Genomic DNA, 8,597 nt, shown 5'->3' with positions numbered 1-8,597 from the left:
CGAACTGAAGCACAGCGCGACATCCAGGACTACATCGAGAACTTCTACAACCCCCAGCGGCTGCACTCCAAGCTGGGCTATCGGGCACCGGCTGCGTATGAACGCAGCCAAGCGCCAAAACTACCTATGCAGGTGTCCACTAAAACTTGACCACCACATTGCGGTCCGGAGCCTTCGCTCCGGACTGCCCCTTCGTCATCTTCGTCACGGCCTACGGCCGTTCCTTCAGATTCCCTCGGGCTTATCTGACGCCCCACACCCCCCAGGCCCCCGCCACACCAGGCTTTGGTGATTTTGGCTTCACGGACGCTGGGACGAGTCGGGTTCTTTAGGTTCTTGCCGACGGGGGTTTGGGGATGGAATGTCTCGCGGGGCCCGCCCCCGGCCGGCCGCGCGGGCGGCCTTGGGGGGCTTACGCGGTGGGTTGCGTCGGGGGGTGGACGCTTCGCGTTTGGGATGGGGTGTGATGCTTGGGGGTTGCGCGGGATGTTGTCGCGGCGCTGCTCGTGGTGCTCTTTGGGCGCTGTCGTGGTGCTCTTGGCGGCGGCTCCCGTGATGCTCCTGGCAGCGGCTGCCGTAATGCTCTTGGCAGCGGCTGCCGCGTTGCTCTTGCGGCGCCGCCTGCCTGCTGCTTGCGATGCGGCTTGGGGAAGAATCAGTCGAGCTTGATGTCGGCTGTCTTGATTACTTCTTTCCATTTTTTGATCTCGGCCTGCACGAACTCTCCGAACTGCTCGGGGGTGCCGGGCTTCGGTTCGGCGCCTGCGGCGATCATTCCCTTGGCGGTGGCGGGGTCGGACAGCACCTTCACCATGTCGGCGTTCAGGCGCTTGACGATGTCGGGCGGCGTGCCCTTCGGGGCCATCACGCCGCTCCAGGAATAGGCCTCGTAGCCAGGCAGGCCGGATTCGGCGATGGTGGGTACCTCGGGCAGCATGTCGGAACGGGTGGGGTTGCCGACGCCCAGGGCGCGGACCTTGCCGCCCTTCAGGTGGGGCACCGCCGACGGGCCGTCGGCGAACATTACCTGCACTTGGCCGCCCAGCAGGTCCTGCATGGCGGGTGCGCTGCCTCGGTAGGGGACGTGCTGGATGCGCACGCCGGCCATGGCGTTGAAGAGTTCGCCCGCCAGGTGCGTTCCGCCGCCGGTGCCCGATGAGCCGAACGACAGCTTGCCGGGATTCGCCTTGGCGTAGGCGATCAATTCGCCTACGGTGTTCACGGGCAGGGAGGCGTTGACGACCAGTACGATGGGGAAGACGGCGGCCAATCCTACCGGTACGAAATCGCGGGTGATGTCGTAGCTGAGGTTGTTGCGCAGGCTGGGCAGCACGGCGTGGTGGATGGATGCGAAGAAGAAGCTGTAGCCGTCGGGCTCGGCCTTGGCGGCGAACTGGGCGCCGACGATGCCGCCCGCGCCGGATTTGTTGTCGACCACGGTGGGCACGGACCAGATCTGGCCCAGCGGCTGCGTGGTGAAGCGGGCGGTGGTGTCCACCGGTCCGCCCGCGGGAAAGGGCACGATGAAGGTCACGGCATGGCCGGGCCAGGTGGCGGCACGGGCCCACGACGGAAGCATGGCAGCGGCGCATGCGGCGCCCAGCCCCGCGGCGACGCGGCGGCGTTGAAGATCGATCACGGCAGTCTCCTGAGTCTTGTTCTATTCACGGTCAGGCTTCAAGCATTCATGCCCGCCGCTGTTTTTTATTATTTTCCGATTGTCGGGATTCGCCGCTACACATTTTCAAAAGCCCCTCTTTCGCGCGGGCGCCAAGTTCGCTCACCGGACAGTATTTGCGCAGCCGTCAGGGGACGCGGCTCGCTCCATGACGCGATACCTGGCGCGGCGGGGATACGGCGCTTGTCCTACGCCGTTCGATGCGGCATCCATGCCAGGGCCGGCGGTGGTTGCGCTATTGCCCGCGCGCGGCGCGCTGCACGTGTTCGATGAAGCATTCCGCGAAGCTGGGCAGGTCGCGGCCGCGCTGGCGGCAGAGCAAGCGGTCGCGCAGCGCCCAGGAGTCCGCCAGCTTCAGGACGTGCAGGGCGTCGGGGCGGCTGTAGCGGGCGGCGCAGGCGCGCGGGACGACCGCAATGCCCGCCCCCGCCTCCACCATGCGGCATACGGCTTCGAAGCTGCCGACGTGGACGCGCTGGCAGATGCGCTTGCCGAGTCCGCTGGCGATGTCTTCAAGGAAGGTCTGGATCGCGCTGTCGGGGTGGATGCCGACGAATTGGTAGGCGTCCACCAGGTCGACGAAATGCGCGGAGTCCTGGGCGGCCAGCGGGTGATTCAGCGATGTGACGACGGTGAGCTCATCGCGGAACAACGGGGTGACGTCGAGCCCTTCGACGTCGATGTTGCCGGCCACCAGGCCGAGATCCCCGGCGCCCGCGCGGATCGCGATGACGATATCGCCGGAGATCTTTTCTTCGAGTTCCACGTCCACGTCAGGGTTTTCCGCCAGAAACGTGGAGAGCGCGTCGGCCAGGAAGGAGTTGGTGGCGGTGGTGTTGGCCAGCAGTCTCAGGCGCCCCTTCAGGCCGCTGGCGTAGGGCTGCAGGTCGGCGTTCAGGCATTCGAGCTGGCGGAAAACCGCATTGGCATGCTTGAGCAGCACCTCGCCCGCGGGCGTCAGCGCGACACCGGTGGCCATGCGCACCAGCAGCCGGGCCTTGAAGGCCTCTTCCATGTGTTTTACCCGGGCGCTTGCCGCCGGCAGGGACAGGAAGGTGCGTTCCGCGGCCCGGGTCAGATTGAGTGTGTCACCTACGTTCAGAAACAAACGCAGGTCGGTCAGATCGTGTCTCATGTTCCACCACGCAGAAGGGGGGCATTTCTAATTTTGAATTCTTCGAATGCCGGGTCGAATCTACCATGGTGCATTCCCGTAAACCAGACGGGTTGATGCGGAACTGTTTTCCACACGGCGTGCGCGCCGCAGCACAGGAGTGAGCTTCAATGAGCGGCATCGTTTCCGGAAAGGTAGTGATCGTGACAGGCGCGGGCGGCGGGATTGGCCGCAGCATTGCGCTGGCCATGGCGCAGGCGGGCGCCAAGGTCGTGGTCAACGACATCGGCGTATCGCTCACGGGCGAAGGCGGCGCGGAAGGCCCGGCGCAGGCCGTGGCCAAGGAAATCACGGCGGCCGGCGGGCTGGCGGTGGCCAACACCGACAGCGTGTCCGCGTACGACAGCGCCAGCCGCGTCGTGCAGACCGCGATCGACGCGTTCGGGCGGATCGACGCCGTCATCAACAACGCGGGAAATCTGCGCGATCGGGTTTTCCACAAGATGAGCGAAGAGGAATGGCGTCAGGTGATCGACGTGCACCTGAACGGATCGTTCTTCATGAGCCGCGCGGCGGCGCCCTATTTCCGTGAACAGGAATCCGGCGCGTTCGTGCACATGACGTCCACGTCCGGGCTGATCGGTAACTTCGGGCAGGCCAACTATGCGGCCGCCAAGCTGGGCATCGTGGCCCTGTCCAAATCCATCGCCCTGGACATGGCGCGCTACAACGTGCGGTCCAATTGCATCGCACCCTTCGCATGGAGCCGCATGACCAGTTCGATCCCTGCGGAAACAGACGAAGAGAAGGCTCGCGTCGAAAAGCTCAAGAAGATGGAAGCCGGCAAGGTCGCCCCCATGGCGGTCTACCTGGCCAGTGATGCGGCCAGCGAGATCACGGCGCAGATCTTCGCGGTTCGCGCCAACGAGATCATGCTGATGAGCCAGCCCCGGCCCTTGCGCACCGTGCATCACAGCGAGGGCTGGACGCCGGAGCGCATCGCCGAGATCGCGGTGCCCGCCATGCGCAAGCATTTCTACGCGTTGGAGCGCTCGCCCGACGTGATCGACTGGGATCCCATCTGAGGCCGCCAATGCCGTTGGACTATGCAACCGTGAAGGAATGGCGCTTTGACGATGTGCGTCAGCGCTACGATCAGAAAGACACCATGCTGTATGCGCTGGGCATCGGGCTGGGGCAGGATCCCGAAGACGCGGGCCAGTTGCGCTACGTGTACGAAAAGGACCTGCAGGCGTTTCCGACGATGAGCGTGATCCTGGGCTATCCCGGCTTCTGGGTCAGCGATCCGCGCGCCGGCATCGACTGGGTGAAGGTGGTGCACGGCGAACAGCGGCTGACGCTGCACGCGCCGCTGCCCGTCTCGGGCGTCATCACCGGCAAGACCCGCAACACGCATGTGATCGACAAGGGCGCGGACAAGGGCGCCATCATCGTCAGCGAACGCACGCTGCACGGCGAGGACGGCGCCTGCCTGGCGACCTTGCGCCAAAGCACGTTCTGCCGGGGCGACGGCGGCTTCGGGCAAGGCGACGCCAGCCCCGAGCCCCTGCCCGCCGCGCCCGACGGCGATCCCGACCTGCGCTGCGAGCTGCGCATACCGCCCAGCGCGGCGCTGCTGTACCGCCTTAACGCGGACCGCAACCCGCTGCATGCCGATCCCGAGGTCGCGCGCCAGGCGGGTTACCCCAGGCCGATCCTGCACGGGCTTTGCTCGTATGGCGTCGCCGCGCACGCCATCGTCAAGACGTTCTGCGATTACGACGCCAGCCGTCTCACCAGCTTGAACACCCGCTTTTCCGCGCCGGTGTATCCCGGCGAGACCCTGCAATGCGACATGTGGCGCACGCCCGACGGCCAGATCCGCTTCATCGCCCGCGCCAAGGAGCGCGGCATCGTCGTCATGAGCCACGGCACCGCGACGGTGCAATCATGACGCGCCCGCCTCCGCTGGATGGCATCCGTGTACTGGACCTGTCGCGCATCCTGGCCGGCCCGTGGTGCACGCAGAACCTGGCCGACCTGGGCGCCGATGTCATCAAGATCGAACGCCCGCGGGTGGGCGACGACACGCGCGCCTGGGGCCCGCCCTTCCTGAAGGACGGCGACGGCCAGGACACCAACGAATCCGCCTATTACCTTAGCGCCAACCGCAACAAGCGTTCGGTCGAAGCGGACATGGCCACGCCGGAAGGCGCGGCGCTGATCCGCGAACTGGCCGCGGTCAGCGACATCCTGGTCGAGAACTTCAAGGTGGGCGGGCTGGCCAAGTACGGGCTGGATTACCAGAGCCTGAAGGACATCAACCCGCGCCTGATCTATTGCTCGGTCACCGGCTTCGGCCAGGACGGCCCGTTCGCGCAGCGCCCCGGCTACGACTTCATGATCCAGGGCATGGGCGGCCTGATGAGCATCACCGGCGAACGCGATGACCTGCCCGGCGGCGGGCCGCAAAAGGCGGGCGTGGCGGTCACCGATATCGTCACCGGCATGTATGCCACCGTCGCGGTGCTGGCGGCCTTGCAGGAGCGCCACCGCAGCGGCCTGGGCCAGCATCTGGACATCGCCCTGCTGGACAGCCACGTGGCGCTGCTGGCCAACCAGAACTCCAACTATTTCAACTCGGGGGTCGCGCCCACGCGGGCCGGCAATGCGCACCAGAACGTGGTGCCCTACCAGGTGTTCGCCGCCAGCGACGGCCACCTGATCGTGGCCACGGGCAATGAATCGCAGTACCGCGCCTATTGCCGCGCGATTGGCGTGCCGGAACTGGGCGACGATCCGCGCTTTGCCACCAACCGGCTGCGTGTCACGAACCGCGAGGAGCTGATCAGCCTCCTGACGGCCATCATGCTGGAGGGGCGGCGCGACGACTGGATCGCGAAGCTGGAAGCCGTGGGCGTGCCCTGCGGGCCCATCAACAACATCGCCCAGGCGTTCGCGCATCCGCAGGCGCACGCGCGCCAGTTGCGGCGCGACATGCCCCACCCCGCGGGCGGCGTGGCGCCGGTCACGGCCAGCCCGCTGCGCTTCTCGGACTCGCCGGTGGTGTACCGGCGCGCGCCGCCGCTGCTGGGCGAGCACACGGAGGAAGTGCTGCGCGAGGTGCTGGGCAAGCCGGCGGATGCCATCGCGGCGTTCCGGTCCAGGACGGAATCCGGCGTATAGCGCGGTGACGCATCCGCCCCAAAAAAAATCGGCCGCTGAATTCAGCGGCCGATTTCCCTTCATACCTGCTTAGGCGACGGCAACCGGGATCTTCCCGATCCTGGCTTGCCATTCCTTGGGGCCCGTCGTGTGCACCGACGTGCCCTGGGCATCCACCGCCACGGTCACCGGCATGTCCTTCACGTCGAACTCATAGATGGCTTCCATGCCCAGGTCCGCGAAACCCAGCACCTTGGCGCCGCGGATTGCCTTGGACACCAGGTAGGCCGCGCCGCCGACGGCCATCAGGTAGGCCGAGCCGTGTTTCTTGATGGCTTCGATGGCGACGGGGCCGCGTTCGGACTTGCCGATCATGGAGATCAGGCCGGTCTTCTCGAGCATCATGTCGGTGAACTTGTCCATGCGCGTGGCGGTGGTGGGGCCGGCCGGGCCGACCACTTCATCGCCCACCGGATCCACCGGACCCACGTAATAGATCACGCGGTTGGTGAAGTCCACGGGCAGCGGTTCGCCCTTGGCCAGCATGTCCTGGATGCGCTTGTGCGCCGCGTCGCGGCCGGTCAGCATCTTGCCCGACAGCAGCAGGGTCTGGCCCGGCTTCCAGCTCGCGACTTCTTCCTTGGTCAGCGTATTCAGGTCCACCTGCCTGGACTTGTTGTAGTCGGGCGCCCAGTGCACTTCCGGCCATTCGGACAGCGACGGCGGGTCCAGGCGCGCTGGGCCGGAACCGTCCAGCTCGAAGTGCGCATGGCGGGTGGCCGCGCAGTTCGGGATCATGGCGACGGGCTTGGAGGCCGCGTGCGTCGGGAAAGTGCTGATCTTCACGTCCAGCACGGTGGTCAGGCCGCCCAGGCCCTGTGCGCCGATGCCCAGCGCGTTGACCTTTTCGTACAGTTCGATGCGCAGCTCTTCCAGCTTGTTCTGCGGGCCGCGGGCCAGCAGTTCGTACATGTCGATGTCTTCCATCAACGACTGCTTGGCCATCAGCATGGCCTTTTCGGCGGTGCCGCCGACACCGATGCCCAGCATGCCCGGCGGGCACCAGCCGGCGCCCATCGTGGGCACGGTCTTCAGCACCCAGTCCACCAGCGAATCGCTGGGATTCAGCATGGCGAACTTGGTCTTGTTTTCGGAGCCGCCGCCCTTGGAGGCGATCTGCACGTCGACCTTGTCGCCCTGGACAAGCTCGACGTGCAGGATACAGGGCGTGTTGTCGCGCGTGTTCTTGCGCGCGAACAGCGGATCGTCCAGCACGGAGGCGCGCAGGGGGTTGTCGGGGTTCAGGTAGCCGCGGCGCACGCCTTCGTCACAGAGCTCCTGCAGGGTGCGCTTGGTGTCGAAGCGCACGCTCATGCCGATCTTCAGGAAGACGTTGACGATGCCGGTGTCCTGGCACAGCGGGCGCTTGCCTTCGGCGCACATGCGCGAATTCGTCAGGATCTGCGCCATCGCATCGCGCGCGGCGGGGCTTTCCTCGCGCTCGTAGGCGCGCGCCAGGTGGCGGATGTAATCGACGGGATGGTAGTAGCTGATGAACTGGATGCCATCGGCTATCGACTGGATCAGGTCTTCTTCTTTAATGATGACGGACATGGCGATTTGCGGGTCTGGATGAAATGCGTGAAAACGCGGCGGGTACTGACCCGCCGCGACGGAGAATGCACTATTTTTGCCGTGCGGCCGTCTTAAGGCAAATGACGCCCTTCCGGGAACGACAAGCCTGGAAATCGGCGCGGCGCGCGGACATCGTCTACTTGCCTTGCCAGACGGGCTTGCGCTTTTCGGCAAAGGCCGTGGCGCCTTCCTTGGCGTCGGCCGACGTGAAGATGTGCGCGATCAGCGGGCGCTGGCGGTCGAACATGCCTTCCTGCTCCCAGTCGCCGGCTTGCGCCACGATGCTCTTGGCGGTCTGCACGGCCATGGGGCCATTTTCGACGATGGCGCGCGCCAGTTCCAGCGCGCCGGCCAGCGCGCCGCCCGGCTCGGTCAGGCGGTTGACCAGGCCGAAGGCGTGGGCGCGCTCGGCGGACAGCATCTCGCCCGTCAGAATGACCTCCATGGCGATGTGGTACGGCAGGCGGCGCGGCAGGCGCAAGAGGCCGCCCGCGCCAGCCACCAGGCCGCGCTTGACTTCGGGCAGGCCGAACTTGGCATTGCTGGCGGCCACGATCAAGTCGGAGGCCAGCGCCATTTCGCAACCGCCGGCCAGGGCGTAGCCCTCGACCGCGGCGATCAGCGGTTTCTTGGGGGGCCTTTCGTTCAGGCCGGCGAAGCCGCGGCCTTCCACATAAGGACGCTGGCCCGATTTGGCGAAGGCCTTCAGGTCCATGCCCGACGAAAACGTCCCGCCCCCGCCCGTCAGGATGCCGATGCGGACGTCGTCGCGGCTGTCCATCTGATCCAGCGCGGCGGCCATGGCCACGGCGGTTTCCAGATTGATGGCGTTCTTGGCCTCGGGACGGTTGATCGTGATGATCTGGATGCCGTCGGTGACTTCCACCGTGATCAGGTCAGACATGGGACTGCTCCTTTTCGGGAATTCTCGGAATCTTGTTCCGGGTTTTATATAAGACTCGGGACTCAACCCGGAATCATACGATCATTGGTTTCAGGGCGCAG

The 8,597-nt window shown here is 65.9% G+C and carries 8 protein-coding genes; 4 read left to right on the top strand and 4 right to left on the bottom strand.

The features are described 5' to 3' along the window. On the top strand, nucleotides 1-150 hold a 150-nt coding region (locus ASE30_RS29125), incomplete at its 5' end, for an IS3 family transposase (RefSeq protein ID WP_156407785.1). A 505-nt stretch (nucleotides 151-655) separates the two neighbouring features. On the opposite strand, the gene ASE30_RS26375 is transcribed toward ASE30_RS29125, so the two are convergent. Then, nucleotides 656-1,639, bottom strand: a complete 984-nt coding sequence (locus ASE30_RS26375) for a tripartite tricarboxylate transporter substrate binding protein (protein WP_057287232.1) — start codon at nucleotides 1,637-1,639, stop codon at nucleotides 656-658. Nucleotides 1,640-1,913: 274 nt separating this feature from the next. Further along, nucleotides 1,914-2,813 carry a LysR substrate-binding domain-containing protein gene (locus tag ASE30_RS26370; RefSeq protein WP_057287231.1) on the bottom strand — a complete coding sequence of 300 codons (900 nt, stop codon included), beginning with the start codon at nucleotides 2,811-2,813 and terminating at the stop codon, nucleotides 1,914-1,916. A 149-nt stretch (nucleotides 2,814-2,962) separates the two neighbouring features. On the opposite strand from ASE30_RS26370, the gene ASE30_RS26365 reads away from it, so the two are divergent. From ASE30_RS26365 to ASE30_RS26355, 3 genes are read left to right on the top strand one after another with little or no spacing between them, the layout of a single operon-like run. Further along, complete coding sequence (locus ASE30_RS26365) at nucleotides 2,963-3,877, top strand: SDR family NAD(P)-dependent oxidoreductase (RefSeq protein ID WP_057287230.1); 915 nt, start codon at nucleotides 2,963-2,965, stop codon at nucleotides 3,875-3,877. 8 nt (nucleotides 3,878-3,885) lie between these two features. Continuing rightward, nucleotides 3,886-4,746, top strand: a complete 861-nt coding sequence (locus ASE30_RS26360; RefSeq protein WP_057287229.1) for a MaoC/PaaZ C-terminal domain-containing protein — start codon at nucleotides 3,886-3,888, stop codon at nucleotides 4,744-4,746. Then, a complete protein-coding gene (locus ASE30_RS26355) occupies nucleotides 4,743-5,978 on the top strand; it encodes a CaiB/BaiF CoA-transferase family protein (protein WP_057287228.1) in 1,236 nt (411 codons plus the stop codon). The genes ASE30_RS26360 and ASE30_RS26355 overlap by 4 nt, the downstream gene beginning before the upstream one ends. Nucleotides 5,979-6,047: 69 nt before the next feature. Here ASE30_RS26355 and ASE30_RS26350 read toward each other — a convergent pair whose 3' ends face one another. Both ASE30_RS26350 and ASE30_RS26345 read right to left on the bottom strand, forming a co-directional pair. After that, nucleotides 6,048-7,571 (bottom strand): fumarate hydratase, encoded by a 1,524-nt coding sequence (locus ASE30_RS26350; RefSeq protein ID WP_057287227.1) that lies wholly within the window; start codon nucleotides 7,569-7,571, stop codon nucleotides 6,048-6,050. 157 nt (nucleotides 7,572-7,728) lie between these two features. After that, on the bottom strand, nucleotides 7,729-8,496 hold the full coding sequence (locus ASE30_RS26345; protein ID WP_057287226.1) for a crotonase/enoyl-CoA hydratase family protein: 768 nt from the start codon (nucleotides 8,494-8,496) through the stop codon (nucleotides 7,729-7,731). Between the last annotated feature and the right edge of the window lie 101 nt (nucleotides 8,497-8,597).

Source organism: Achromobacter sp. Root83 (assembly GCF_001428845.1).
In the GTDB taxonomy this organism is placed as follows: Bacteria; Pseudomonadota; Gammaproteobacteria; order Burkholderiales; family Burkholderiaceae_B; genus Achromobacter.
Note: the sequence above shows the minus strand (reverse complement) of the source record. Positions and strands in the feature narration are given on the sequence as shown.

Bases quoted from the DNA above. Each gene is read 5' to 3' on its own strand.
- ASE30_RS26370 (WP_057287231.1), bottom strand. From the start codon at position 2,813: ATGAGACACGATCTGACCGACCTGCGTTTGTTTCTGAACGTAGGTGAC.
- ASE30_RS26365 (WP_057287230.1), top strand. From the start codon at position 2,963: ATGAGCGGCATCGTTTCCGGAAAGGTAGTGATCGTGACAGGCGCGGGC.
- ASE30_RS26360 (WP_057287229.1), top strand. From the start codon at position 3,886: ATGCCGTTGGACTATGCAACCGTGAAGGAATGGCGCTTTGACGATGTG.
- ASE30_RS26355 (WP_057287228.1), top strand. From the start codon at position 4,743: ATGACGCGCCCGCCTCCGCTGGATGGCATCCGTGTACTGGACCTGTCG.
- ASE30_RS26350 (WP_057287227.1), bottom strand. From the start codon at position 7,571: ATGTCCGTCATCATTAAAGAAGAAGACCTGATCCAGTCGATAGCCGAT.
- ASE30_RS26345 (WP_057287226.1), bottom strand. From the start codon at position 8,496: ATGTCTGACCTGATCACGGTGGAAGTCACCGACGGCATCCAGATCATC.